Raw genomic sequence first — 25,774 nt, 5'->3', positions numbered from 1 at the left:
GATCAGCATGTGCTCGGCCAACCAACCCTCGTCGCGCGCCATCACCGACGCGATTCGCAACGAGTAGCACTTCTTGCCGAGCAGCGCGTTACCGCCGTAACCCGATCCGAACGACCAGATCGCGCGCTCCTCGGGGAACTGCGTGATGTACTTCGTCTCGTTGCACGGCCACGGCACATCCGCCTCGCCGGGCTCGAGCGGCCGGCCGGCCGAGTGCAGGCAGGGCACGAAGTCGGCGTCGTTGCCGAACTTCTCGAGCGCCTTGTCGCCCATCCTCGTCATGACCCGCATCGACACCGCCACGTACTCGGAGTCGGTGATCTCGACGCCGAGCATCGGGCTCTCCGCGTCGAGCGGACCCATGCAGAACGGGATGACGTACATCGTGCGGCCGCGCATCGAGCCCCGGTAGAGCTCGGTCATCACGGCCTTCATCTCGGCCGGGTCCATCCAGTTGTTCGTGGGACCGCAGTCGGCCTCATCCTGCGAGCAGATGTAGGTCCGCTCCTCGACGCGCGCGACGTCGTTGGGGTCGGAGGCCGCGTAGAACGAGTTCGGTTTTTTCGCCAGGCGGGTGAAGGTGCCTGCCTCCACCAGCTTGTCCGTAAGCCGGGTCCACTCCTCTTCGGAGCCATCGACCCAGACCACCTGGTCGGGAACGGTCAGCTCTGCCACCTCGCGCACCCACGCCAGGAGTCGCTGGTGCGTCGTCGGTGCCTGGTCAACGCCAGGGATTGTCACTGCCGTCATCTCGCCTCGTCTCCTGACTGAACGCCGAAATGCCGATCAGGACGCCATCTGTCCTGGAGGGACCGACGGCGTCCTCATCGAATGGCTGCGCGCCCGCTCGGGATCGAGCGGGTCCGTGCCATGAAGGAATGCATTGAGGCTAGCGAAGTGACTGCCAGGTAACCGAGACCTGTCCTGTCGGTTCTCTCACAGGAACGATAAGGGAATCGATTCAGTACACGGATGCGTAGTCACAAATCGGACATCCACCTGTCCGATCTGCGAACCCGGGGGCTGAAACGTGAGTCTTCCCACGTCAGAGGTGTCGATCAAGAAAAGATCCCGGCACACAGTGGCGTGCCGGGATCTCTTGTGCTTACCGTGCGCTACTTGATCAGCCGTTCCAGGCGGAGTCGGAGGCGCTGGTCTTCTCCGCGGAGCCCTCGGACTCGTAGGTGCCGTCCGAGTTGATGTGACCGGTCTCGACGGTGGTCCACTCGTCCTCGCCGGTGTGCTCGGAGATGGTGACGTCGCCGTCGGCCTCGACCACGATCGCCTGGTCGGCTTCGCCGTCGCCGTCCGAGTCGGTGAACGCGTAGGTGTTGCCGTCCTCGTCGGTGACGACCGCGGTGTCGTTGGTGCCGTCGCCGTCGGCGTCGTACTCCGCCTTGCCCGCGGACTGGTCGCCGTCCTTGGTGTCGACGGTGATCTCCTCGCCGCCGGAACCCTTCGAGTCCTTCGAGTCGTCCTCGGCGTTGTCGTCCTTCGACGAGGTCGACGTGGCGTCGGTGCCCTTGTCGTCCTTGTCGTCGTCCTTCGAGGAGGCGCCACCCTCGTCAGCGCCGTCCCCCGAGGGCGCTTCGACGGAGTCGGGGTCGGCTTCGGTCCACTCGCCGGAGGACTCGTCGTACTCGGCGGCGCCGGTGACGTTGCCTTCCTCGTCGAGCTGGACCATCGTGTCCGCGGTGCCGTCGCCGTCGGTGTCCGTGAACGCCATGTAGCCGTCCTCGGTCTGCACGACGGCGGTGTCGTTGGACCCGTCCTTGTCGTAGTCGTAGTTCTCTTCGACCTCGTACTCTTCGCCCCCGACCTCGACGGTCAGCTCGTCCTGGCTCGACGTGTCGTCGGCGGTGGTGTCGTCGGCGCCGGTCTCGTCCACGTACACGTGGAACCCCCTTACTGAATCCCTTTCGGGATTGTCCGTCTTTGTGTTGGGTATGACTGACGCCCCGTCGGTCCGGTTCCCGGCGTTACCAAAGAACTTCGGTACCGCTGATCGGGTCAACTCTTGTCGCGCACGGAGCGAATGCTCGCGAGGAGCTTCTCCGCGCGGTCGCGTCCGGCGACTACGTCGGTCAGGCGCTTGTTTACCACGGTCACCAGCTTTTGGCGCTCGCTCACGTCAAGTCGTAACGCCTTGTCGACCTCGCGGAGTTGTTCTTCGATTCCGGCGATCCGCTTGCCCAATGCCTCGTCGAGCGCGAGCGAGAGCTGCGACTCCGCGTCGATGAGTTGTTCGGACACCAACTGGTCCAACGTGGAGCGTGAATCGGCGATGGACTCGTTGAGCCAGAGCTTCATGTGCTGTTTATCGGCGGAATGCTTGCGCGTGCGCGCGATCCACCAGCCCGCACCGAGTCCGATGATGATGGTGGGCACCAACAAGATCGGCGCGGCCACGGCGCCCGCGATCGGCAGCACCGCCATCTTGCCCGCGCCGAAGCCGCCGGAGATGCCCATGAAGACAAGGAGCTTGTCCTCCGCGGTCGGCATCCGCTTCTCGGCGGCGCGCAGGACCACTTGGGACTGACCGGAACGGGCGAACTGCGAGCGGATGACTTCGAGCTCGTCGGGGCTGAACAGCTCGCTGAGCACGGTGTCGGCGACCTGGTTGAGCCGGGTGCTGACCGACAGGCTGATCCGACCGGACACCATCTGCATGGCGGCGTCGACCTGGCCGGGCAGCGCGGCGAGCTTCTCCCGGTCGGCGGTGTCGATGGCCTGGCGGAACCACGACTGCAGGTCGCGCATCTGGCGGCTGACCTCGTGCGCGTTCTCCAGCCGGGCGCGCTGGATCTCGCTGCGCAGCTTGACCTGCCAGCCCTTGGTCGAGGAGCGGCGTTCCGACGTCAGCTCCTCCTTGCGGGCGCGCAGCGTCTCGGCCTCGGCCTCGCCGGTGGTGAGGGCACGGCGTTCGTTGTCCAGCTTCACCTTCAGCTCGCCGAGCGCGGAGGACAGCGCGCGCAGCGTGTTCGCCTCCGACAGCATCGCCGACCGGCCGACGAGGAGGGTCTGCAGCGCCTGCTGCAGCTCGACGACACCGGACTTCTCCTTGAGCATCGTGGCGGCCTCGGGGCTGGGCGCCTTGCCCGCCATCTCGAACATCCGCGACGACACCGGGTGGAAGGTCGCGCCTGCGAACCGGGGCGCGTGCGCGGTCAGCAGCGCCTGGTTGGCTTCGAGCACTTGGCGCCAGCCGCGGTACTGGTCCACTTTGGACAGCGCGAAGACGACCGTCTCGACCCGCTCGCCGATGTTGGCGAGGAAGTTCAGCTCGCCCAGGGTGAACGGGGCGGAGGCGTCGACGACGAAGAGCAGCGCGGTCGCCGAGGCGGCGGCCTCGATAGCCAGTTCGCCGTGCACGGAGTCGAGCCCGCCGACGCCTGGGGTGTCGACGAGGACGAGCTTTTCCAGCAGCGGCACGGGTCCGTCGACCTCGACGTAGCGCGGCGGCAGCTCGCCGTCGGGCAGGTCGTGCGCGGCGGAGACCCAGTTGATCAGCTTGCCGAGGTCGACCGGGACCGGCGCGAGCTGGCCTGGGTAGCAGGCCCGGGCTTCCCACTCGTCGGCGTGGCCGAAGATCAGGTAGGTCGCGGTGGCCACATCGGCGTCCACAGGGGACAGACCGGGCGTCTCGATCAGGGCGTTGACCAGCGAGCTCTTGCCGCGGTTGGTCTCGCCGACGACCACGACCGACGGCTTCTTCTTGCGCCGAGACCGGATCTCCTCGACCCACTGCGCGGACTCCGGCTCGGCTTCGCGCAGCAGGGCGAGCAGCTTCTCCCTGGTCAGCGCGACCTGCTTGGGCAGCGAAAGCGGCTGCGGCTGGGTCATGCGGTGGTCGCCTTGCTGGTGTAGACGGTCACGATCGGCGGGCGCAGCACCTGCCCGCGGTCGCTGAAGCCCACGACCTCGGTCTCGGCGACCGTGCCGTCGAGCGCCTCGTCCTCGGTGCCCGTGGTGCCGCCCGCCTCGTGCACCGACGGGTCGAACTTGGCGCCGTCGGGCCGGACCGCCTCGACGCCGACAGCGGCGAGCCCTTCCTCGATGCGTTCGGCCACACCGGAACTGCGGGCGCGGTCGTGCGCGTAGAGGCACATCGTCACCAGCGCGCGGCGCTCGTCGAGCGCCTGGTCGTAGAGCTCCGGCGCGATGCTGACCAGTGCGGGTTCGACCCGGAAATCGTCCACCAGCTCCACCGGCGCGGCGGCGTCCGCGTTCTCGATCACCTGCGCTTCGACCTGGATGGTCGAGTCCTCGTTGCCGCCGTCTTTGCTCTTGCCCTTGAACCAGGAAGCCACGGTTCCGGAGAGTACAGGCAGCGCACTCAGACGGGAGTCGATTCCAGCACGCACAGCGGGGAGGCCGTCTCGACCACCCGGTCGAGCCGGAAGCCCGCGCGGGCCAGGAACTCCCGGAACTCGCCCTCCGTGCGTTCCCGCCCGCCGACGATCACCAGCATCTCCGGGTCGATCAGCTTCGCGGGATGGGGGCCGTTGCCCTCCGGCACGACGAACTCGACCGGCAGCAGCTTCCCCGCCGGATCGATCGCTTCCCGGATGTCGCGCAGGATCGCCAGGGCTTTGTCGTCGGCCCAGCCATGGATGATGTTCTTCAGGATGTAGGCGTCGCCGCCCGCCGGGACGGTCTCGAAGAACGACCCGGACTCGACCGCGCACCGGTCTTGGACGCCGTTCGCGCGCAGCACGTCGTCCGCCCCCGAGGTCACCGACGGCAGGTCGAACAGCACGCCCTTCGAGTCCGGCGACCGCCGCAGGATCGCGAGCCGCGCCGGCGGAACCTTCGCGTCGCCTGCCATGGCGTTTCTCCAGGGGGTGATCAGCCCGGATGGGCGCCGCCGGTGTCCTGGGCCTTGAGCTGCTGCCAGATAAGAAAGTACGCGCGGTGCACGACGTGGGCGACCCGGCTCTGCGCCGGGGTGGCGCCGAAGGAGGCGAACGACCGCCACCAGCCCGCGCGTTCCAGGGCGTAGGCCGACAGCTCCTTGTGCGGCCTGCCCTTCATCCCCAGCTGCTCGGGAACGTCCGGGCTGCTGCCGACCCGGAGCACCTCTTCGGCGAGGTCGTCGGGCATCGACACGGCACCCGAGGTGACCAGGGTGAGGGCTTCGAGCAGGCGCAACTGGTGGGCCTCGGGCTTGGCGAGGAGCACCTCGATCGCGTCGTGGACGCGTTGGCGCTCACCCGGGTCGCCGGAGGCGTGGGCCAGGGCGGTGACGGAGGCGAGCGCGGCGGCGGCCTTGATGCCGTCGGCCCGGGCGCGGAACACCGCGTCGAGCCTGCTGCGCAGCCCGGCGAGGCCGGAGGCGTCGAGGAGCTTGCGGCGCAGCGCGCCCGCGGTGAGGTCGGGCTCGGCGCGCAGGGTGTCGACGGCGGTGCGGATGCCGTAGAGGTCGAGCTTCTCCAGCAGCTTCACCCGGGTGCCCGCGGCGACGTCGCAGTCCCAGGTGGTGAAGATGTCCGCCGACATCAGCATGGTTTCCCAGGTGGCGTCGTCGAGCTTGGACAGCGCGCGCAGGGCGTCGGCGTCGGCGGAGGTGAAGCCGCCGGACTCGGCGGACTCCGCGAGCAGGCCGATGACCGGGATGACGTCGGCGACGCGCGGCTTGAGAGTGGCGGCCTGCTTCTCGGCGAGCAGGGTGGCGGCCTTCCACACATCACCGTCGCTGCCGGTCACCGATTCGGGGGTGATGGTGTCGGCCTTGTTGAGGACGGCGATCGCGTTGACCGGTCCGGCCTCGCGGCTGGCGGTGGCGGCGGTGAACGCGGCCAGGGCCTGCTGGTCGTCGGCGCGCACGCCCTGGGTGACCACGTAGAGGACGGCTTCGGCTCCGGCGACCGCGTTGCGCGAGGTGTCGTCAAGCTCGCCGTCGCCGGATTCCTCTTCTTCCTCCTGCTGCCGCGCGGCGCCTAGGAGCTGTTCGGTGCGCTTGACCGAAGCGAGGTCGAGCGAGCCGAGACCCGGGGTGTCGATCACGGTGAGGTCGCGCAGGACGGCGTTGGTCAGGTACGCCTCGAGGTGCGAGACCTTGTCGAAGTCGACGTCGAGGTCGTTGGGGATCATGCCGCCGACGTCGAAGGGCAGCACCTGCTTGGCGCCGTCGAAGAAGATCAGCTCGACTCGGTCGACCGTGCCGTACTGGAACCGGGTGACCAACCGGGTGCACTCGCCCACGTCGGTGGGCGCGATCCGGCGGCCGATCAACGCGTTGACCAGCGTCGACTTGCCGGATTTGATCCGGCCTGCGACGGCGACCTGCAACGGGGCCGAGAGTCTGCGCAGCACCTCGCGGAAGCCTGCCGCCGTCCGCGCGGACACCTGCGGCTGCAGGCGCTGGCACAGGTTGGCGACCGCCGCCGACAGCGGCCCGGCGAGATGCTGCTGCTCGGTCGCGGTTGTCAAAGCCCGATTCCTCCCTCGGTCGTGAGGAATCGTGCCATGAGCGCGGTGGCCGCGTGCCCAGACCGTCGGATCCGCCCCCAGGAGGAGACCGAGTGCGACGGCAGGTTGACGCGCGCGCGTCGCGAACCTGCCTACGCTCATCCAGTGCGACGGCTGAGCTTGTGGATGAAGAAGCACCCGATGGCGGGCGACATCGTCATCGCGACCTTCCTCGTCCTGCTGGAACTGCTGTCGCTGTTCGACATGCCCAGGGGTGTCGAACCCTGGGCATTCTGGGTCGTGGGCGCCGCGCTGGTGGGTCCGCTGGTCATCCGCCGCCGCGATCCGCTGCTCTCGGCCTACCTCATCTTGTTCGGCGCGTTCGTCCAACTGCTCACGCACGGGGTCCCGGACGTCGTCGGAACCGACGCGCGCGTGCGGCTTGCCGACTTCGCGCTCGGTATCTCGCTCTACACACTGGTCACCTATGTCGGGCGCAAGCAAGCCGCGCTGTACGCGGTCTGGCTGGCCATCGGCACCGCGGCTTGGGCGATCTGGCGGATCGGCTATCCCGGGGCGATCCTGCCGACCCTCGTGATCGTGGTGATCTTCGCGCTGTGCTGGGTGCTGGGGGAGTTCACCGGGGCCCGCAAGGCCTACCACCTGGAGGTCGAGCGCAGGCTGGCGCTGCTGGAGACCGAGCGCGACCAGCAGGCCCGCCTGGCGGTCGGCGAGGAGCGGGCCCGCATCGCCCGCGAACTGCACGACGTGGTGGCGCACGCGGTGAGCGTGATCGTCGTCCACGCCGACGGCGCCGCCTACGCGGTGCGCACCCAGCCGGAACTGGCGGAGCGGGCGATCAACACGATCTCCGCCACCGGCCGCGAAGCCCTGACCGAACTCCGACGGCTCCTGGGCGTCCTCCGCAGCGACGGCGACGAGTCCGAACTGGTGCCCCAGCCGAGCACCCAGTCCCTCGCCGAACTGGCCGAACGCGTCCGCACGATCGGCGTCCCGGTACGCCTGGACCTGTCGGGCGACTTGGACGACCTGCCCGCGGGCGTCGGCCTGGGGATCTACCGGATCGTCCAGGAAGCGCTGACCAACACCATCAAACACGCGGGCAGCGGCGCGTCGGCGGAGGTGCGGGTCGCCCGGATCGGCGACCGGGTCGAGCTCGACATCGCCGACCGGGGCTCGGGCAAGGCGCTGGCCAATGTCGTCGGCGGCAACGGCCTCATCGGGATGAGGGAACGCGCGAACGTGTTCGGCGGCACCCTCCAGGCGGGCCCGGAACCCACCGGCGGCTGGCGGGTCCACGCGGTTCTGCCGGTGTCGACAGCGTGAGGGGGCTACCTTGGGGCGCGTGATCAGGGTGGTGCTCGTCGACGACCAGGAACTCATGCGTGTCGGTTTCCGCATGGTCCTCGGCGCACAGGAGGACATGGAGATCGTCGGCGAGGCGGGCGACGGCCGAGCGGCCATCGACCTCGCGGAACAACTGCGCCCCGACGTGGTGCTGATGGACGTCCGCATGCCCATCCTCGACGGCGTGGAGGCGACTCGCGTCATCACCGAGAAGGGAACGTCGAAGGTCCTGGTGATGACCACCTTCGACCTCGACGAATACGCCCTGTCGGCACTGCGCAACGGCGCCAGCGGCTTCCTGCTGAAGGACACGCCGCCTGCGCAGTTGGTGTCGGCGCTGCGCTCGGTCGCCAGCGGGGACGCCGTCGTCTCACCCAGCGTCACCCGCAGGCTGTTGGACCGATTCCTCGGCCCCGGCGGTGGCGAACCCCGCGACGCGACGGTCCTGGACGTGCTGACCGAGCGCGAGCGCGAGGTCCTGGTCCTGATCGCCCAGGGCCTGTCGAACACCGAGATCGCCAGGAAACTGTTCCTCTCGGAGGCGACGGTGAAGACCCACGTCGGCCGCGTGCTCGCGAAACTCGAACTACGCGACCGCGTGCAGGCAGTGGTCCTCGCCTACGAAACAGGCCTAGTCCGCCCCGGCGACGCCTGAGCGCGGTTCCGAAGGTCGGTCTCCACAACCGAGATCGCCTTGTCCACAGTCGGTTGAGGCAGTTCCGTTGTGTTGTGAGACCCGTTGTCGAGTCATGATCTCACTGCGTACGCTGGGCGTATACCTCTCGCCGAGGTTGCACTCCGCCGATCGACGGGCAGGGATTCTCGGCGGCAGGCACCTCGGCGAAGGTGGGGGGTCAATGGTGGATGCACCCGAAGCGCTGCCATTCGGAAAGCGGCTGAAGCGTCACCGCGAACGGGTGGGGATGTCTCGTCCCGTACTCGGCGGCCTTGTTGGCAAGAGTGCGGACTGGGTTAAGTCGGTCGAGACCGGCCGTCTTCACATACCGAGGCTGCCGGTGCTGCTCCAACTTGCCCAAGTCCTGAACATCGCCGATCTGGCCGACCTTGTCGGAGACGAGCGGATCACGACCGCCACGTTCGGGAAGGCCTCGCACCCGAGTCTGCCCGCCATCGCGGACGAACTTGCCCGGCACCCCCTGAGACCTGTTGACGGCCCGGCCGACGTACCCGTGTTGACTGCCCGCGTCGAGCAGGCATGGGGCCTCTGGCATGGCTCTCGGAGCCACCGCAGTGTCATCGCGACTCTCCTGCCCGATCTGCTGCGCGAAGCACGCGCGACCGTCCTGCGGTCCGCCGGCCACGACCGTCGCAAGGCGTCGGTCGCGTTGGCGCAGACCTACCACCTGGCGCAGCTGTACTTGAGCTTCCAGCCCTCTCCTGACCTCGTGACGCTCACGGGTGACAGGGCGATGATGGCAGCGCAGGACGCCGATGCCCCTGTGGCGATCGCCGCGGCGGCGTGGTACGTCAACCACGTCTTTCGTGATGCCGGGCAGGCAGCTGAGGCGCGCACTCAACTCGCGCACGACGCGATCAGCCTGCTCACCCCGGAACGCGAGGCGGACCGGGCGCTGTGGGGGTTGCTCCACCTCGCGATAGCCCTGTCGCACGCCAAGATCGGCCAAGAAGGCCAGGCCTGGCACCACTGGGACAAGGCGGACGAGGCGGTGAACGCGCTGCCAGGGAACTACGTGCACCCGTGGCTCATGTTCGGCCGCGCCATGGTCGACACCTACGCCATCACCATCCTGGTCGACCTGATGCGTGGCGGTGAAGCCGCGCGCCGCGCCGACCAGGTCGATCTTGGCGGGATGCCCTCGGCCACCCGCCGCAGCTACCTGTACTTGGAGACGGCCCGCGCCTACCACCAATCGCACGAGAACGTCGCGGTGATGCACCTGCTTGGCCGGGCACACGATGAGGCGTCAGAAACGGCGCGGTACAACCTTTTCGCGCGGGCGACCGTGGCGGACTTGGCCTCGCAGGGTGGCGGCATCGTGCGCCGTGACGCAGTCGCGTTGGCCGACACGATGGGGGTCAACATCTGATCCAGCATCGGGGACAGTTTGTCCCCGGTCAGACTGGACTCGATGTCCCAGTAGCGGTGACCGCTAACTCATAGCGTCGCCTCCGGCGAATCTCGTCCTGCCGGCCAACAAGCTCGACGCGCTTTCAGCGCGCGCTCGACAGCACGCGCAAGGCGTTGTCCTGGAGTGGACGACTTCCGAGAACGCCGACCGACTCGCTGCTGTGCTGGAGGAAACGGCGTGTCACGTTCGCGCTTGCCGCACTTCGGTCATCGTCGAACAGGTGGCCGCGACCGGCTGACCGGTGCCGCCAGGACAACCGCGTCCAACGGGTTGCCGGTTCAGCTCATCTCGGTCGCGGACATCGCACCTTTGGCCTGAAGCCAGCGGACGAGGTCGGCGGCGTTCTCTCGCGCCGCGGCGTCGAGCGGTGTGAGGTGCTCCCACGGTGGGATCCAGTTCAGCTCGGCCCCGTGGTCGAGTAGGTACACCGCCACCTGCTGCCGCCCGCCGTGACACGCGCCCCAGAAGGCGCGATTGACCTCGTCCGGCGTTGGTGCGGCGGTGGTGAAGCACTCCTCGACGCGATCGGCCAGCCCGAGCGTCGCAACATCGGCGAGGGTGGTCCGGGCGCCGCGCTCGATCAGACGCGTCGCCACCGCCCACTGCTTGAACGCCCTCGCGTCGGCCAGCGGGGTGCCGCCGCCGATCACCGCGCCGGGCGCGTCGATGTCGGCGCCGGCGTCGAGCAGCGCGTCGAGCACCTCGACATCGTTGCTGCTCGCCGCCCAGTGCAGCGGGGTTTCCTCATGCGGTCCACGGAACCGGGCGTTGACGTCGGCGCCTGCCTCGACCAATGCCGCGACGGTGGCCGCGCCGTTGGGAAAATGCCCGGGCCAATCGGTCACGACATGCAGCAGTGTGCGCGACATCCCCTTGGGGTCGTCATCACCGAGCCTCGCGGTCGCCAGCCAGGGATGCTCGGCCAGCAACCGCCGCAGGGTTGCCAGGTCACCAGCGTGAATGGCGGCGACCGTTTCCGCTGCGACCGTGTCCTCGCCGCTGATCGTCATCCATGCAGCCTACGTTCAGCACCCTTGCCCGAGTCCTTGATGTGTCCGACATGAGGATCGCCAACCCTGAACGTGGCCGGTCACCGATATCCAGCAGGGTCGACAGTGGCCCGATCCACAGCCGCGGCGACCACGTCGTCGTACCAGCGACCCCAGTCCGGCTGCGACTCGTCCACGTCCGTGAAGCCGTACTCACGCATCAGAGTCCAGCTCGCCAACGTCTTCCCCGCGAAGCGCGACACCTCCGGGTCGGCGGCGAGCGCGGCGACGGCCCGGCCGAGGTAGCGCGGGGTCTCCGAAATCGCGTAGTCGGGGTTCTCCGCCTCGCGCCAGGTGTCCTCGGTGACGCCGAAGGTCTCCAACATCATCTCCGAACGCAGGAAACCTGGGGTCACGGCCATCCCGGTGCACCCCCGCGCCGCCAGTTCGGCGCCCAGGGCCCGGCCGATGGAGCGAATGCCCGACTTCACCAGGTGGTACGGAATCCCCACCGGGCCGGGATAGTTGTCGTCGTCGCCGTCGGTCACCTCGATCACCAGCCCGCCGGGCCGTGACACGACGAGCGGCAGCAGTGTGTGCAGCGCGATCAAATGCGTGTCGAGCCCGTTGCGCACGACCCCTAGCGCCTTCTCCAGATCCGATTCCCAGAACGGCGTCCCGAACTCGACGAACTTGTCCCCGCCCCACACGTCGTCCACGAGCACATCGATCCGCCCATGATCACCCGAGACGCGATCCCGCAAGGCGTCCACATCGGACACAACGGTGAAGTCGCACCGAACCGGAATCCCCATACCGCCCGCCGCCGACACCAGTTCAGCGGTCTCCTCGATCGTCTCTTCGCGCTCCATCGGCGATTGGCGGTCGCGCGTCGTCCGCCCGGTCACGTAGACCGTCGCCCCAGCCGCACCCAGCTCGGTCGCGATACCCCGGCCGCACCCCCGGGTCGCGCCGGTCACCAAAGCCACTTTGCCCGCAAGAGTCATCGTCATCCCCTCCATCCGTCGAGAACCGCGTCCACGTCCGCGGCCAGCCGGTCTTCCAACCGCCCTTTCGGCCGAATCGACCAGTCCATCGACACGCCGTTCACCACCGCCAGCAACACCTGCGCCGCTCGCGAAGCACTCGGCGCGCGCGGCAGCTCGGCCGCCGCCGCCCGAAACGCGCGCCGGAGTTCGCTCTCCATCGCCGCGTAGTGCTCGCCCAGCAACTCGCGCAGCACAGGGTCGACAAGGTCCACACCCAGCTGCCCCAGGTGGTTCGCCGCCGTCTTCGCGTCGCCGAGTCCGACATGCGTGACGACCGCGGCCGCCCGCAAGCCGTCCACTGCGGACTTCGCGGACTCCGCCGCCGCCCGCATGGTGACGGCCACCTCACCGGTGAAGTGGGCGGTCAGCGCGCGCAGCAACCCACTCTTCGACCCGAACCGCTGCGCGACCGTCCCCACGGACACCCCGGCCTCGGCGGCGACATGGGCCAGGGTGAACCCGGGCCCATGTCGGCCGATCACATCGCCCGTGGCGACGAGCAACCGCTGGTCAGTGATGGTCTGGGGTCTGGCCACGCAGTTATTGAACCAGCATTCATTAACTATGTCACCCCGATGGGGCCCCTCGGACGAATCAGGGTCCGCTCAGGGTCGTCACGGATTGGATCAGACCTAAGGCTGATGGACCGTAGTCCCACAAGGTGACCCGCACGCGAGACCTCAGCACGACGCGGGATCTGGCCCGCGCGCCGCAGGCTGTTTGACGTGGGGGAGCCGACGCGGAAGAGCGCACCGGCACCGAAGGCAAAGGGAGAAATCATGATCGAGGCAGTGGGCCTCACCAAGCGGTACGGGAAGACGCTCGCCGTGGACAACCTGTCGTTCACCGTCCCGACCGGCCGGGTCACCGGCTTCCTCGGGCCGAACGGCGCGGGCAAGTCGACGACGATGCGGATGATTCTCGGCCTCGACGCGCCGACCGGGGGTTCGGCGCTGATCGACGGCAAGCACTACCGCGACCTGCACCAGCCGCTACGCACGGTCGGTGCGCTGCTCGACGCCAAGTGGGTTCACCCGAACCGCTCCGCTCGCGCGCACCTGCAGTGGATGGCCAAGTCCAACAAGATCAACGCCAAGCGCGTCGACGAGGTGCTCGACATCGTCGGCCTGACCTCGGTCGCGGGCAAGCGCGCGGGCGGCTTCTCACTCGGCATGTCGCAGCGCCTCGGCATCGCCGCCGCACTGCTCGGCGACCCGCAGGTGCTCCTCTTCGACGAGCCGGTGAACGGCCTCGACCCCGAGGGCATCCTGTGGATCCGCAAGTTCATGCACCGCCTGGCCGACGAGGGTCGCACGGTCTTCGTCTCCAGCCACCTGCTCTCCGAGATGGCGCTGACCGCGCAGGAACTCGTCGTCATCGGCCGCGGCAAGCTGATCTCCCAGAGCTCCACCGAGGACTTCGTGGCCCAGGCCACCGAGAACATCGTGCGGGTCCGCAGCCCGCACCTGTCCGCCCTGCGCACCGCGCTCGGCCGCACCGGCGTGGCGCTGCGCGACGAGGGCGACAGCCTGGTCGTGAGCGGGATGGACTGCGCCGAGATCGGCGAGCTGGCCGCGTCGACCGGCGCGGTGCTGCACGAGCTCAGCCCGCAGCGCGGCTCGCTGGAAGAGGCGTTCATGCAGCTCACCGGCGACTCCGTGGAGTACCACGCGGGTCTGGCCGAGACCATCGACCTCGTCGCGGCGGGGAAGTGACGTCATGACACTCCTCGCTGTCGAACGCATCAAGCTGTTCACCACCCGCTCGCCGTGGTGGTGCACGCTGATCGCCCTCGGCGTCACGGTCGGGTTCGCCGCGCTGATGGCGGGCACCGCCGAGGTCGAGGTCCCGATGACGATCAGCGCCTCCCAGTTCGGCTACGGCTTCGGCATGGTCGTCGTGATGGTCATGGCGGCGCTGGCGGTCACCACCGAGTACCGCTTCTCCACCATCCGCGCCACCTTCCAGGCCGTCCCGAACCGCACGGCCGCGCTCCTGGCCAAGACCGTCGTGGTCGCCCTGCTCGCCGGGGTAATCGGCCTGGTGGCCGCCTTCGGGTCCTGGGGCATCGCCGCGGCGATGACGCCGAACGCCGACCTGGCGATCAACACCGCCTACGAGTGGCGCGCCGTCGCGGGCGTCGGCCTGATCTACGCCGTCGCCGCGGTCATCTCCGTGGCCGTGGGCATCCTGGTCCGGCACTCGGCGGGCGCGATCTCGCTGCTGCTGATCTACATGAACCTGGTCGAGAACCTGGTCACGCTCATCCCGACGATCGGCCCGAAGATCCACCAGTGGCTGCCGTTCAACCTGGCCCACCACTTCCTGACCGGGAGCCCGGACCCGACCGGCAGGCCCGTCGAGTTCGGTCCCGGCCTGTCCGACGCCACCGTCGGGCCGTGGCCCGCGCTGGCGATCTTCGCCGGGTTCGGGCTGCTCATGCTCGCGATCTCGCTGGTCGTGGCGAACCGGAGGGACGCCTGATGACGCTGCTCGCTGTCGAACGCATCAAGCTGTTCACCACCCGCTCGCCGTGGTGGTGCCTGCTGACCGCTCTCGCGGTGACCGTCGGGTTCGCCGCACTGACCACCGGGACCAAGCCGGACGACTTCCCGCTGACGCTGGGGATGACCCAGTTCGGCCGGATGTTCGGGCTGATGGTGGTCATGGTGATGGCCGCGCTCGCGATCACCACCGAGTACCGCTTCTCCACCATCCGGGCCACCTTCCAGGCGATCCCGAACCGCACGGCCGCGCTGCTGGCGAAGACCCTGGTCGTCGCCCTGCTCGCGCTGGTCATCGGCGAGGTCGCGGCGTTCGGGTCCTTCGGCATCGCCACGCTCATCGACCCCGGGGCCAACCTGTCGATCACCTCGGCCGACGACTGGCGGATGATCGCGGGCACCGGCCTGGTCTACGGACTCGCGGCGGTCCTCGCCGTGGCCGTGGGCGTGCTGCTGCGGCAGTCGGCGGGCGCGATCTCGGTGCTGCTGATCTGGCCGCTGCTGGTCGAGACGCTGGTCCCGGTGATCCCGCGGGTCGGCGACGACATCGGGCGGTGGCTGCCGTTCACCGCGGCCGACCAGTTCCTCGCCGGACCGAGCGGCAACCCGCCGCTGAGCCCGTGGGGATCGCTGGCCTACTTCGCGGGCATCTGCGTGGCGATGCTGATCGCCGCGTTGGTGACGGCGAACAAGCGGGACGCCTAGAGAGACGTGGTCGCCCGTCGTCGGGGGATGGCGGCGACCATTCGGGAAAGCGGGCCCGGGTCACCTTTCGGGGGGGGTGGCCCGGGTCCTTCGCGTTCACTGGATCGAACCGACGAGGGCCTTTGGCCTCTGTCGTCCATCTGGCCCGGTTACTTACAACAAGCACGCGGATTAAGACCACGTTAAGTAGCTGTGATGTTCGCCACAGATCCCAGACAGGGGTCCCCTGTTCGAGGTCTGATCAAAGTCCCTTCCCGTCTCGGGCGAGCCCTTGGAGGTGGACCTTGACGGTGGTTGATTCGAGCGCACCGCAGCGCACCCAGTCCGTCGACCGCGCTGTGAGCCGCGGTCTCCATGTCGAGCCCATGATCAGCCTGGAATGGGCCGAGGCACTGGAGCAGCCCAGCCACGGGCAGGCGTCCGCACCGGCCGACGCGCGGCTGTCGTGGGTGCACCGCGCACCCGACCGACAGGTGCTCGCCCTCTACCGCGCCGCACGCGCGGCCGACCCCGGCGTGTCCGCGCCATGGTGGCTGCGGGCGATGGCCGCGGGCCTGCTGGGCAGCAGACTCGAGGGCTTCCGCGTGGAGGACCGCGTGGCCAAGCTCCTCGACGCGCGCCCGGGCTGGGTGTTCGTGCCGTGGGGCGAGGAAGGCGAGCCGGGGTACTGGGAGTACATGCCTTCGGAGCGCGCGCTGAGCACACCGGGCATGCCGACCACCCTCGCGCACACCGACCGCCACCGCGGCTGGATCGACGTCGTCGCCGTGCACGCCGGCCCGGCGCCGCACCCGATCGCCGTCGCGGGCCCGGCCGACCTGCGCTCGAACCTCGCCCGGATGGAATCGCTGACGCCCTGACCTGGCAGGCTGTCCGGGTGACACCGACAGAGCAGGAGCCCCGCAAGCGCAGCATCGTCAGCTTCGTGCACCGCGGCGGCCGGATGACGGTCGGTCAGGCGAAGGCCTGGGAGCGGCGCTGGGACGAGCTGGGCAACCAGGTCCCACAGCTGCCGCCGGGGCCGATCGAGCTCGACTCCTGGTTCGGCAGGCACGCACCCGTGCTGCTGGAGATCGGCTCCGGCATGGGCGAGACCACCTCGCAGTTGGCCAAGGCCGCGCCGGAGCTGAACTACCTGGCAGTGGAGGTTTACCAGCCCGGGCTCGCCCAGCTGATGCTTCGCGCCGAGGCGCTGGAGCTGACCAACCTGCGGCTGCTGCGCGGCGACGCCGTCGTGCTGCTCGGCGAGCACATCCCGCCGGGCTCGTTGGCGGGCGTGCGGATCTTCTTCCCCGACCCGTGGCCGAAGAAGAAGCACCACAAGCGCAGGCTGGTCCAGCCGGACTTCATCGCGCTGGTCGCCTCGCGGCTGGCGCCAGGCGCCACGGTGCACCTGGCGACCGACTGGGAGAACTACGCGGAGCAGATGATGGAGGTCCTCTCCGCCGAACCCACGCTGCGCAACCGCTATGCGGATGAGCCCGGTGGCTGGGCCCCGCGACCGGAGTGGCGCCCCGTCACCAAGTTCGAGTCCCGGGCCCGCGAAGAGGGACGAATCAGCCGCGACTTGATCTTCGAACGGGTGAACACCTGACGGACTGTAACAGGGTTGCGGCAGAAACCACACGTCCGAGTAGTCGAGTCGGGGAGCTGAAGTACCGATATCAGTGATGTGACCGCACTGCGCGACGACATCACCCCGCTGCCGGCCCGTGCCGAACTGCGCCACGCCGCCGAAGCGTTCCTCGGACAGTTCCACGCCGCACGGCCCAAGGCGGGCCCGGTCGAGCCGAGGCTGGCGAAGGTCCGCGCGGAGATCGCCGCCACTGGAACCTACCGCCACACCCCCGCCGAACTGGCCTTCGGCGCGCGTGTCGCGCTCAAGGAAAGCGGCTGGTGCCCCGAGGGCGTGCCGTGGCGCGGGCTGCTGGTGCGCGACCTGCGCGACGTCCGCGACTCGGCCCAGGTGGCCGCCGAATGCGGGCACCACCTGCGCATGGCCCTGGGCGACGGCGCGATCCGCCCGGTGGTGAGCGTGTTCGCGCCGGACACCCCGTGGCGACGCGGCCCGCGCATCCGCAACGACCAACTCGTCCGCTACGCCGGATACCGCGGCGACCCGTCGGGCGCAGTCCTCGGCGACCGGCGCTACGTCGACTTCACCACCGGCGTCTGCAGGCTGGGCTGGCGCCCGCCGCAGCAGCGCGGCGCGTTCGACCGGCTGCCGCTGGTGATCGAGACCGAGGGCGAGGGCGTCCGGCTGCACATGATCCCGCGTGAGGTCATCCGCGAGGTGCCGCTGACCCACCCGGCGCTGCCGTGGTTCGCCGAGCTCGGGCTGCGCTGGCACGCGGTGCCGGTGATCAGCAACCAGCGGCTGCACATCGGCGGCATCGACTACCCAGCGGCGCCCTACAACGGCGTCTACATCTGTCGGGCCATCGGCGAGGACGTGCTCGCCGACGAGGGCGCCTACGGGCTGGCCCGGGTCGTCGCCGCCCGGCTGGGCCTCGACACGTCGAGCGAGCGGACGCTGTGGCGCGACCGGGTCGCCGTCGAGTGCAACCGGGCCGTCCTGCACTCGTTCGACCAGGCCGGGGTGACGATCGAGCACTCGGCCGACGTCTACGCCCCCGCCACCGACTACCCCGGACACCCGGCGTTCCTGCGTGGCCACTGAGAGCGCGTCCCAGACGCGCTCTGAGGGTCGAGTGGCAGGATTGTCGGCTATGAGCCTGCGTCTGCGCGCCCCGATCGTCCTGCCCTGCGATGCCGCGTGCTCAGTGCTGCGCGACGCCGTGGTCGACATCGACGACAGCGGTCGGATCGTCCACTGTGGACCCTTCGTCGACGCGCCCGCGTCCGACGCCCCGGTGCGCGAGCTGACCGGCATCCTGCTGCCCGGGTTGGTCAACACCCACGCGCACAGCCCGATGACCGTCCTGCGCGGCATGGGCGACAACCTGCCGCTGATCCGCTGGCTCACCGAGGCCATCTGGCCCGCCGAGGGCAAGATGACCCGCCAGGACGTGCACGACGGCATGGTCCTGGGCTCGATCGAGATGCTCCGCGCCGGAGTGACGACCAGCGCCGAGATGTACTTCCACGGCGAGGAGGTCGCCCAGGCGGCGCTCGACACGGGCGCGCGGGTCGTCCTGGCGCCCGCGATCCTCGACGGGCTGGGGATGGACTGGCGCAAGATGCTCGCCGACATCTCGGCGTGGATCGACGCCGACGGCGTCCGCTTCGGCCCCGGCGAGCGGGTGGAACTGGGCTACGGGCCGCACTCGGCGTACACGCTGCCGCCGTCGGCACTCACCGAGGTCGGCGCCGCCGCCCGCGAGCGCGGCGCCCTGATCCAGATCCACGTCGCGGAGTCCACGCAGGAGGACGAGGTCCAGCGGGCGAACCACGGTTCGGTTCCCGCGCTGCTGGCGTCTTCGGGCTTGCTCGGCGGCCGGGTGCTGGCGGCGCACGCGGTGCACCTGTCCGACGAGGACATCGCACTGTTCGCAACGAACCGCGTCGGCGTCGCGCACTGCCCCGGCTCGAACATGAAGCTGGCCTCAGGCATCGCCCGCCTCCGCGACCTGCGCGCCGCGCAGGTGCCGGTGGGCGTCGGCACGGACGGCCCCGCCAGCAACGACGACCTCGACCTCTGGGAAGACGTACGCCTGGCCGCCATGCTGTCCCGAGTGTCCACAATGGACTCAACCGCCATGGGCGCAGCCGACGCCCTGCTCCTGGCCACCCGCTGCGGCGCGGAAGCCTTGCACCGCGACGACATCGGAGCCTTGGAGCCGGGTCGGTGGGCGGACCTGGTGCATGTGGGTTTGGACGACCCAGTGTTCTCCGCGGGCTTGGACGTGCCGGACACCCACCTGCTGGCCAACCTCGTCTGGGCCGCGGGCTCCCGCACGGTGCGAGACGTGTGGGTCGCGGGCGAGCAGGTGGTCGCCGACGGCGAGACCACCCGCGTGGACCGCCGCGAGGCCCAGGCGACTGCCGGAAAGGTCACCAAGCGCCTGCTGGGCTGACTTGTACCCAAATACGCACCCCGACTTGCTGTTCAGCGAACCGGGCGGGAGCGGATCACCAGGTCGGTCGGGTGCGCGTCCGGTGTCGCCGTGATCGCGGTTCGGACCAGTTCGGCGACTGATTCCGGGGTCAGGTAGCGCTCCGGTTCGAAGTCGCCGCCCTCGTCGGCGCGGACGACTCGCTGCATGTCCGTGGCGGTGCGGCCCGGGTAGACCGAGGTGACGCGCAGTCCCGCGGATTCCTCCTCTGCGCGCAGGACGTCGGCGAAGGCGCGGAGGGCGAACTTGCTTGCGGCGTAAGGGCCCCAGTTGGCGTTGGCGTTCTGGCCCGCGCCGGAGTTGATCAGGACCACGTGCCCCTTGGCGGCGCGCAGGGCGGGGAGCAGGAGACGGGTGAGTTCGGCGACGGCGACGACGTTGACCTCGTAGGTCGAGCGCCACAGGTCGGCCGAGGACTCGCTGAGCGGGCTGACTCGGGCCACGCCCGCCGAGTGGACCAGGACGTCGAGTTCACTGATGTCGGAGACGGCCGCCGCGAGGGCGGTCGCGTCGGTCAGTTCGACCGGCCACGGGCGGGCGTCCGGAAGGTTCTCGGCCACGGCTTTGAGCGCATCGGTGTCGCGGCCGCCCAGCAGCAGCGAGTGGGTGCTCCCCAGGGCGAGGGCGATGGCGGCGCCGATGCCGCGGGAAGCGCCGGTGATCAGGGCCAGAGGTCGCTCGGTCATGGTGCAAACCTACGACAACGCACCCGCCGCGAGCTGGGCGGCGGGTGCGTTGTCCAGGGTCAGGAACCGATGCGGTGGCCGGGCTTCCAGACCGCCACGACGGCCGACCGCGGCTGGCTGGTGCCACCGTCGGGCCAGTGGGCGAGCGGGTTGTCGGCGCTCGCGTTGTCCAGCTCTCCAGGGTGCTGCACCGACACCAGGACGAACTTGTCCTCGATCACCGGGCCACAGGTCTCCGCACCCGTCGAGACGGTGAGGAACTGCTTGAGGTGACCGCGCTCCGGGCCGCTGGTCGCGGTGGCGAACAGGCCGTCGTTGGAGCCGAGCTGGTTGCCGTCGGTCGAGATCCACAGGTTGCCGTGCCGGTCGAACGCCAGGTTGTCCGGGCAGGAGATCGGGCTGACCTGGGTCTTGTCGTACCCGCCGAAGTAGGTGTCGGCCGCGTTCGGGTCGCCGCAGACCAGCAGGAGGCGCCAGGAGAAGGTGAGCGCGGTGTTGTCGCCACCCGCCTCCTCCCACTCCAGCACGTGGCCGTGCCGGTTGAGGCCACGCGGGTTGATCTCCGTGGGGCCTTCCTTGCCGGGCTTGCCGCGGTCGGTGTTGTTGGTCAGCGCCGCGTAGACCAGGCCGGTGCGCGGGTTGGCCTCGACGTCCTCGGGGCGGTCCATCTTGGTGGCGCCCGCCTTGTCGGCGGCCAGACGCGTGAAGACGTAGACCTCTTCGGCGGTGAAGCCGTCCACAAAGGACTTGTCGCCTGCCGCGAGGGGGATCCACTTGCCGACGCCGTCGTAGGCCCCGTCCGCGGGAAGCACACCCGCGGTGAAGTCCGGGCTGTTGCCGGTGAACTGCGCGACATACAGCGTGCCGTCGCTGAGGAGCGTCTTGTTGTGGGCGCGCGCGTACCGGCTGTTGCCTGGACGCATCCGCTCCTTGGAGACGAACTTGTAGATGTAGTCGAAGCGCTCGTCGTCACCCATGTACGCGACCACGCGGCCGTCGCGGGCGACATGGATGTTGGCGCCCTCGTGCTTGAACCGGCCGAGCGCGGTGTGCTTGACCGGGTTCTCGCTGGGCTCCAGCGGGTCGATCTCGACGATCCAGCCGAACCGGTTGACCTCGTTGGGCTCCTTGACGACGTCGAACCGGTCGTCGAGGCGCTCCCACTTGCGCCCGCTGGGACCGCTCGCGAGGCCGTAGCGGGCCAGGCGCGCCTTGGTGACCGGGTCGGTGACGTCCTTGCCGTTGCCGAAGTACTGGTTGAAGTTCTCCTCGCCGGAGAGAACCGTGCCCCACGGGGTGACGCCGCCCGCGCAGTTGTTCAGCGTGCCGAACACCGTGCGACCGGTCGGGTCGGCCTTGGTCTTGAGGAAGTCGCTGCCCGCAGCGGGACCGTCGACGTCGAACGTCGAGGTCGTCGTGATCCGGCGGTTGTAGCGGCGGTCCATCTTCGGCGTGATCTTGCCGGTGCGCCGGTCGCGCTCCACCACGACGACGGACATGCCGTGCGCCGCCCAGCCGATCTTGACCTGCTCCTCGGTCGGTTCGGCCGACGAGTAGCCCTTGAACATGAACGACTCGGTGCTGTACTCGTGGTTCGAGACCATCAGGTACTGGTCGCGCCACAGCGGGACGAGTCCGCAGAAGTCACTGTTGAAGCCGAACTGCTTCGCCTGCGCGGCGGCCGACTGGTTGTCGAAGTCGAACGCGGGCGCGCCCGGCAGCACCGCGTCGCCCCACCCGATGACGACCGAGGAGACGTAGCCCTCCGGCACCGTGATCTGGTCGGCGGTGTTCGGCGCGACCGGGGTGAAGTCCATGCCGCGGGGGCGGCGGTGGCGGTCACCGTTCTCAGCCTGCTCAGCGCTGTCGTCCGCGGCGGCGACTCCGCCCACGACGGCCGCGCCCGCGCCCGCGACGGCGAGCACGGCGCCCGCCTTGAGCATGCCGCGGCGGCTGACGATCGAACGGACGACGTCACCGAAGTACGCGTTGCCCGAAGTGTTGGGCGCGTCGTGCGAGCAGGCGTTGCCGCAGCGGTACTCGCAGGTCACCGACTGTCGGCCGAGCGGGTGGTTCGTGGTTAACAGCGGCAGATCGATGCGGCCGTCAGGCACGGGAGCCTCCTACGGTCTGCCCAATGTGGACAGCCAAAAGCGGTTGGTGGGAACGGCGTGACGGTAAGAGTTCGAAACCAGCCACAGAGGTCATCCAAATGAACGGGAAGCGAACAGGTCAACCCCTAAAGCCTGGCGCCAGTTTCACCGGACCCCTGCCCCGAACGAGAAACGGCCGCCACCGGCAATCCCGGTGGTGGCCGTTGCGCCGAATGGGTCAGCGCGAACTACGACTCCAGCAAGGTCGCGGGATCGAACTTCATCGGGAACGGAGTCTCGGTCTCGAAAGTCATTCCGCCCAGAGCCTTCGCGTGCGGCACGTATCGACCACCGTCGAGCCTCAGCAGTTCGACGTGGGCGTCGAACTCGCCGATCTCGACCCGCAGGTAAAACGGGACACCGGCCTCAGCACACATCTTCGGCTTGTCGATCCGGTCCCGCCGCTTGCTCGACGGCGACACGAACTCCCCGACAACAAGCACGTTGTCGACCGGCACCCAGATCAAACCCTTGATCGGCTCACGGACGACGGTGAGATCCGGCTGAATCCACGTCTGCGGGGAAAACCTGACATTCACGGTGGGGTACACGCGATGCCCGGCCGCGTGAGCGGGCTGCTTGATCAACGTCGCGAGCTCAAGCATCGCGTATCCGTTGGCGCTGCCCTCGTACGGACTCATGATCAGGTAACCGTCCACACATTCGAATGATGTTCCCGCCGACGCCCCCGGGATGGGCAGGTACGCCTCGGCAAGCTCAGTCGTCCACTGCCCATACAGCTCGGACAGCGGGTCGAAGTCGCGTGTGATCATTTCGACTACCACCGCTCCATCGTCTCGAACAAGTGAGCGAAAAGCCACCACCGGGAGATCACTTCACCCGATGGTGGCTTCCACCATATCTGCCTCAGCGTTCGACGTCGCCCCTGATGAAGGCCTCGACCGCCTCGTAGGCGTCGTCGTCGGAGTACTGCTCCGGAGGCGACTTCATGAAGTACGAGGACGCCGACAGGATCGGGCCGCCGATGCCGCGGTCGAGCGCGATCTTCGCGGCGCGGACCGCGTCGATGATGACGCCCGCGGAGTTCGGCGAGTCCCACACCTCGAGCTTGTACTCAAGGTTCAGGGGGGTGTCACCGAAGGAACGGCCTTCGAGGCGCACGTACGCCCACTTGCGGTCGTCGAGCCACGGCACGTGGTCCGACGGGCCGATGTGCACGTCGGCCTTGGCCATCTCGTGCGGGATCTGCGAGGTGACCGACTGCGTCTTGGAGATCTTCTTGGACTGCAGGCGCTTGCGCTCCAGCATGTTCATGAAGTCCATGTTGCCGCCGAAGTTCAGCTGGTAGGTCCGCTGCAGCTCGACGCCGCGGTCCTCGAACAGCTTCGCCATGACCCGGTGCGTGATCGTCGCGCCCACCTGGGACTTGATGTCGTCGCCGACGATCGGGACGCCCGCCTCGGTGAATTTCGCCGCCCACTCCGGGTCCGACGCGATGAACACCGGCAGGGCGTTGACGAACGCGACACCCGCGTCGATCGCGCACTGCGCGTAGAAGCGGTCGGCGTCCTCGGAGCCCACCGGCAGGTACGACACGAGCACGTCGACCTTCGCCTCGCGCAGCGTCGCGACCACATCGGCCGGGTCCTCGTCGGACTCGGTGATGATTTCGCGGTAGAACTCGCCCAGACCGTCGAGGGTGTGGCCGCGCTGGACCGTCACCCCGGTCGGCGGGACGTCACAGATCTTGATCGTGTTGTTCTCGCTGGCCACGATGGCCTCGGACAGGTCGCGCCCGACCTTCTTGGCGTCGACGTCGAACGCGGCGACGAATTCGATGTCGCGGACGTGGTAGTCCCCGAACTGCACGTGCATAAGTCCTGGCACGCGGGCGGCAGGGTCTGCGTCACGGTAGTAGTGCACGCCTTGGACCAGCGACGCCGCACAGTTGCCGACGCCGACGATGGCCACCCGCACGCTCTGGCGGTTCTCGCCCATGCCGGTTCTCCTTCTCGTTTCACGCCGCACCCTGTCCGGCGCGGATCTCGGGACAGGCCGATGCCTGTCTGGAAGTTCAGTCGGAGCCGCGCTGTTCCTGCTGCTCATGCGCGATCAACTCGTTGAGCCAACGCACCTCGCGTTCGCTCGATTCCAGCCCGAGCCGGTGCAGCTCCCTGGTGTACCTATCGATCTGCTCGCCCGCGCGGGCCATCGATGAGCGCAAACCTTCCCTGCGCTCCTCGACCCGGCGGCGCCTGCCCTCCAGGATTCGCATCCTGACCTCGGCCGGAGTCCGCGAGAAGAACGCCATGTGGACGCCGAATCCCTCGTCGTCCCAGGTCTGCGGACCCGCGTCGGCAAGCAGCGTGGCGAACCGCTCCTTGCCTTCGGCGGTGAGCTTGTAGACCCGCTTGGCGCGCCTGTTCCACGTCCGCACGGCGTCGTCGTCCGGTGTCTCCTCGGCGATCAGCCCGGCCCGCAGCAACCGCCGCAGGGTCGGGTAGAGCGAGCCGTAGGAGAACGTGCGCAACGTGCCGAGCAGGTCGTACAGCCGCTTGCGGAGCTCATATCCGTGCATCGGCGCCTCGTGGAGAAGCCCGAGAATCGCGAACTCGAGCATGCGGCGCCCCCTTCCGGAAACTGAGCGTGTCCTACTGAACCACTATATCGTGCCGATACATCCGACGCCGGACAACTCGGCGGCCTGTGTCTATCGACACGTCAACGCCGCAGGTGGCGGGCGGTTTTCCGAAATCGGGTGGTCAGCGGGCCCGGAGATCACAAATCCGACGCGCGAGGCATGTCCGCTGCGCTGAACGGAGCACCCCCGTGATAACGGGCCCGCGTACGCTGTCCCCGTGCGAACGCAACGGCAGGTAGTCGACTACGCATTGCAGCGCCGCGCGCTGCTCGCGGGAGTCCACTCGGGTCGTGTCGGCACCTACGAGGTGTGCGAGGCGAACCCGTACCTGCTGCGCGCCGCCAAGTTCCACGGCGTACCGACCGAGGTGACCTGCCCGGTCTGCCGCAAAGAACAGCTGACCCACGTCAACTGGGTCTACGGCGAGGAACTGAAACACGCGTCCGGCTCGGCGCGGGCCCCGGAGGAACTGGTCAGGATGTCGACCATGTTCGAGGAGTTCAGCGTCTACACGGTCGAAGTTTGCCGCACCTGTTCTTGGAACCACCTGGTGCAGTCATACGTCCTGGGTACGGGGGGCGTGCGCGCGCCCAAACCCCGTAGGAGGACGGCAGCGGAGTGAACTGGTTGCGAACCGGTGAGTCTCGACCGAGGCTGCCCTGGAATCCCGCTGCGGATGACCACCGAACGACGCCCCAGATCGGGGCGCCGGTTGGGGAGGCTTTTTCGTGAACGACCACAGTGACCACCGCCGCCGCGAGCCCGAGTGGCCCTCCGGAGACGAACCGGACCGCGGCTCAGGCGCCGAACAGTCCGTCGAACGCACCGGCTTCTGGAGCCCGCTGTGGGAAGAAGAGGATGAAGCGGGCCGCCCCCGTGGCGACGCCGCGGGCAGGCCGCCCACACCCCCCGGTGGCAGGCCCGGCGCCTACCCGGGCCCCGGCGACGACTTCCCGGGCCGCCCGGCGCCTGAGGACTTCAATGCCCCCGGAATGCGCCCGCGCGACGACTTCGGCGCACCTGGCCGCGGCCCCGGCGACTTCGCCGGTGAGCGCGGCCGTGGACCGGGCGGCCCCGGCGACCGGCGAGGCCCTGGTGCACCCGACGGCCAGGGGAGGCC

At 68.9% G+C, this 25,774-nt stretch carries 24 protein-coding genes and 2 pseudogenes; 12 read left to right on the top strand and 14 right to left on the bottom strand.

The genetic code is table 11. The features are described 5' to 3' along the window. The 6 genes and pseudogenes from ACRDSQ_RS28520 to ACRDSQ_RS28495 all read right to left on the bottom strand — a co-directional run. Positions 1-750: pseudogene (locus ACRDSQ_RS28520) on the bottom strand (phosphoenolpyruvate carboxykinase (GTP)); the annotation flags it as partial. 373 nt (positions 751-1,123) lie between these two features. Continuing rightward, positions 1,124-1,894: a hypothetical protein gene (locus ACRDSQ_RS28515; RefSeq protein WP_431425281.1), complete on the bottom strand. Its 771-nt coding sequence runs from the start codon at positions 1,892-1,894 to the stop codon at positions 1,124-1,126. Positions 1,895-2,010: 116 nt separating this feature from the next. Further along, entirely contained in the window at positions 2,011-3,843 is a 1,833-nt protein-coding gene (locus tag ACRDSQ_RS28510) for a dynamin family protein (protein WP_431425280.1), read from the bottom strand. Next, complete coding sequence (grpE, locus tag ACRDSQ_RS28505) at positions 3,840-4,310, bottom strand: nucleotide exchange factor GrpE (protein WP_431425278.1); 471 nt, start codon at positions 4,308-4,310, stop codon at positions 3,840-3,842. The genes ACRDSQ_RS28510 and grpE overlap by 4 nt, the downstream gene beginning before the upstream one ends. A 26-nt stretch (positions 4,311-4,336) precedes the next feature. Next, the gene (locus tag ACRDSQ_RS28500; protein ID WP_431425276.1) at positions 4,337-4,828 is read right to left on the bottom strand and encodes a methyltransferase; all 492 of its coding nucleotides are present in this window, start codon (positions 4,826-4,828) and stop codon (positions 4,337-4,339) included. A 20-nt stretch (positions 4,829-4,848) separates the two neighbouring features. Then, a complete protein-coding gene (locus tag ACRDSQ_RS28495) occupies positions 4,849-6,432 on the bottom strand; it encodes a dynamin family protein (protein ID WP_431425274.1) in 1,584 nt (527 codons plus the stop codon). Between the two features lie 165 nt (positions 6,433-6,597). On the opposite strand from ACRDSQ_RS28495, the gene ACRDSQ_RS28490 reads away from it, so the two are divergent. The 3 genes from ACRDSQ_RS28490 (at position 6,598) to ACRDSQ_RS28480 (ending at position 9,848) form a co-directional block, all read left to right on the top strand. After that, positions 6,598-7,758, top strand: a complete 1,161-nt coding sequence (locus tag ACRDSQ_RS28490) for a sensor histidine kinase (RefSeq protein ID WP_431425287.1) — start codon at positions 6,598-6,600, stop codon at positions 7,756-7,758. A 19-nt stretch (positions 7,759-7,777) separates the two neighbouring features. Beyond that, positions 7,778-8,434 carry a response regulator gene (locus ACRDSQ_RS28485; RefSeq protein ID WP_431425273.1) on the top strand — a complete coding sequence of 219 codons (657 nt, stop codon included), beginning with the start codon at positions 7,778-7,780 and terminating at the stop codon, positions 8,432-8,434. A 94-nt stretch (positions 8,435-8,528) separates the two neighbouring features. Further along, the gene (locus ACRDSQ_RS28480; RefSeq protein WP_431425272.1) at positions 8,529-9,848 is read left to right on the top strand and encodes a helix-turn-helix domain-containing protein; all 1,320 of its coding nucleotides are present in this window, start codon (positions 8,529-8,531) and stop codon (positions 9,846-9,848) included. Positions 9,849-10,168: 320 nt separating this feature from the next. On the opposite strand, the gene ACRDSQ_RS28475 is transcribed toward ACRDSQ_RS28480, so the two are convergent. The 3 genes from ACRDSQ_RS28475 to ACRDSQ_RS28465 all read right to left on the bottom strand — a co-directional run bounded on the left by ACRDSQ_RS28475 (position 10,169) and on the right by ACRDSQ_RS28465 (position 12,464). Continuing rightward, a complete protein-coding gene (locus tag ACRDSQ_RS28475; protein ID WP_431425270.1) occupies positions 10,169-10,900 on the bottom strand; it encodes an ankyrin repeat domain-containing protein in 732 nt (243 codons plus the stop codon). Between the two features lie 80 nt (positions 10,901-10,980). Continuing rightward, positions 10,981-11,886, bottom strand: coding sequence for an SDR family oxidoreductase (locus tag ACRDSQ_RS28470; RefSeq protein WP_431425285.1), 906 nt, complete (start codon positions 11,884-11,886; stop codon positions 10,981-10,983). Between the two features lie 2 nt (positions 11,887-11,888). Next, positions 11,889-12,464 (bottom strand): TetR/AcrR family transcriptional regulator, encoded by a 576-nt coding sequence (locus ACRDSQ_RS28465; RefSeq protein ID WP_431425268.1) that lies wholly within the window; start codon positions 12,462-12,464, stop codon positions 11,889-11,891. Positions 12,465-12,707: 243 nt separating this feature from the next. Between ACRDSQ_RS28465 and ACRDSQ_RS28460 the strand changes: the two genes are divergently transcribed. The 7 genes from ACRDSQ_RS28460 to ACRDSQ_RS28430 all read left to right on the top strand — a co-directional run bounded on the left by ACRDSQ_RS28460 (position 12,708) and on the right by ACRDSQ_RS28430 (position 19,174). Beyond that, a complete protein-coding gene (locus ACRDSQ_RS28460; protein ID WP_431425267.1) occupies positions 12,708-13,643 on the top strand; it encodes an ABC transporter ATP-binding protein in 936 nt (311 codons plus the stop codon). Positions 13,644-13,647: 4 nt separating this feature from the next. Then, a complete protein-coding gene (locus ACRDSQ_RS28455) occupies positions 13,648-14,412 on the top strand; it encodes a hypothetical protein (protein ID WP_431425265.1) in 765 nt (254 codons plus the stop codon). Next, a complete protein-coding gene (locus ACRDSQ_RS28450; protein WP_431425263.1) occupies positions 14,412-15,137 on the top strand; it encodes a hypothetical protein in 726 nt (241 codons plus the stop codon). The genes ACRDSQ_RS28455 and ACRDSQ_RS28450 overlap by 1 nt, the downstream gene beginning before the upstream one ends. A 290-nt stretch (positions 15,138-15,427) precedes the next feature. Then, positions 15,428-15,997: a hypothetical protein gene (locus ACRDSQ_RS28445; RefSeq protein ID WP_431425284.1), complete on the top strand. Its 570-nt coding sequence runs from the start codon at positions 15,428-15,430 to the stop codon at positions 15,995-15,997. Between the two features lie 83 nt (positions 15,998-16,080). Further along, positions 16,081-16,731: a tRNA (guanosine(46)-N7)-methyltransferase TrmB gene (gene trmB, locus ACRDSQ_RS28440; protein WP_431425282.1), complete on the top strand. Its 651-nt coding sequence runs from the start codon at positions 16,081-16,083 to the stop codon at positions 16,729-16,731. Between the two features lie 78 nt (positions 16,732-16,809). Continuing rightward, positions 16,810-17,817 (top strand): nitric oxide synthase oxygenase, encoded by a 1,008-nt coding sequence (locus tag ACRDSQ_RS28435; protein WP_431425261.1) that lies wholly within the window; start codon positions 16,810-16,812, stop codon positions 17,815-17,817. A gap of 49 nt (positions 17,818-17,866) precedes the next feature. Continuing rightward, the gene (locus tag ACRDSQ_RS28430) at positions 17,867-19,174 is read left to right on the top strand and encodes an amidohydrolase family protein (RefSeq protein ID WP_431425260.1); all 1,308 of its coding nucleotides are present in this window, start codon (positions 17,867-17,869) and stop codon (positions 19,172-19,174) included. 32 nt (positions 19,175-19,206) lie between these two features. On the opposite strand, the gene ACRDSQ_RS28425 is transcribed toward ACRDSQ_RS28430, so the two are convergent. The 5 genes from ACRDSQ_RS28425 to ACRDSQ_RS28405 form a co-directional block, all read right to left on the bottom strand. Then, entirely contained in the window at positions 19,207-19,899 is a 693-nt protein-coding gene (locus ACRDSQ_RS28425; protein ID WP_431425258.1) for an SDR family oxidoreductase, read from the bottom strand. 59 nt (positions 19,900-19,958) lie between these two features. Then, positions 19,959-22,013, bottom strand: coding sequence for a PhoX family protein (locus ACRDSQ_RS28420; protein ID WP_431425257.1), 2,055 nt, complete (start codon positions 22,011-22,013; stop codon positions 19,959-19,961). Positions 22,014-22,240: 227 nt separating this feature from the next. After that, positions 22,241-22,825 (bottom strand): Uma2 family endonuclease, encoded by a 585-nt coding sequence (locus ACRDSQ_RS28415; RefSeq protein ID WP_431425256.1) that lies wholly within the window; start codon positions 22,823-22,825, stop codon positions 22,241-22,243. A gap of 94 nt (positions 22,826-22,919) precedes the next feature. Beyond that, positions 22,920-24,011 carry an inositol-3-phosphate synthase gene (locus ACRDSQ_RS28410; RefSeq protein WP_431425254.1) on the bottom strand — a complete coding sequence of 364 codons (1,092 nt, stop codon included), beginning with the start codon at positions 24,009-24,011 and terminating at the stop codon, positions 22,920-22,922. 76 nt (positions 24,012-24,087) lie between these two features. Further along, on the bottom strand, positions 24,088-24,633 hold the full coding sequence (locus ACRDSQ_RS28405; RefSeq protein WP_431425252.1) for a PadR family transcriptional regulator: 546 nt from the start codon (positions 24,631-24,633) through the stop codon (positions 24,088-24,090). 238 nt (positions 24,634-24,871) lie between these two features. Between ACRDSQ_RS28405 and ACRDSQ_RS28400 the strand changes: the two genes are divergently transcribed. Together ACRDSQ_RS28400 and ACRDSQ_RS28395 are read left to right on the top strand one after the other, a co-directional pair. Further along, positions 24,872-25,276: a DUF5318 domain-containing protein gene (locus ACRDSQ_RS28400; RefSeq protein ID WP_431425251.1), complete on the top strand. Its 405-nt coding sequence runs from the start codon at positions 24,872-24,874 to the stop codon at positions 25,274-25,276. A 106-nt stretch (positions 25,277-25,382) separates the two neighbouring features. Continuing rightward, positions 25,383-25,774 (top strand): annotated as a pseudogene (locus tag ACRDSQ_RS28395) (hypothetical protein); the annotation flags it as partial.

This window comes from Actinokineospora sp. (assembly GCF_050699995.1).
GTDB lineage: Bacteria > Actinomycetota > Actinomycetes > Mycobacteriales > Pseudonocardiaceae > Actinokineospora.
Note: the sequence above shows the minus strand (reverse complement) of the source record. Positions and strands in the feature narration are given on the sequence as shown.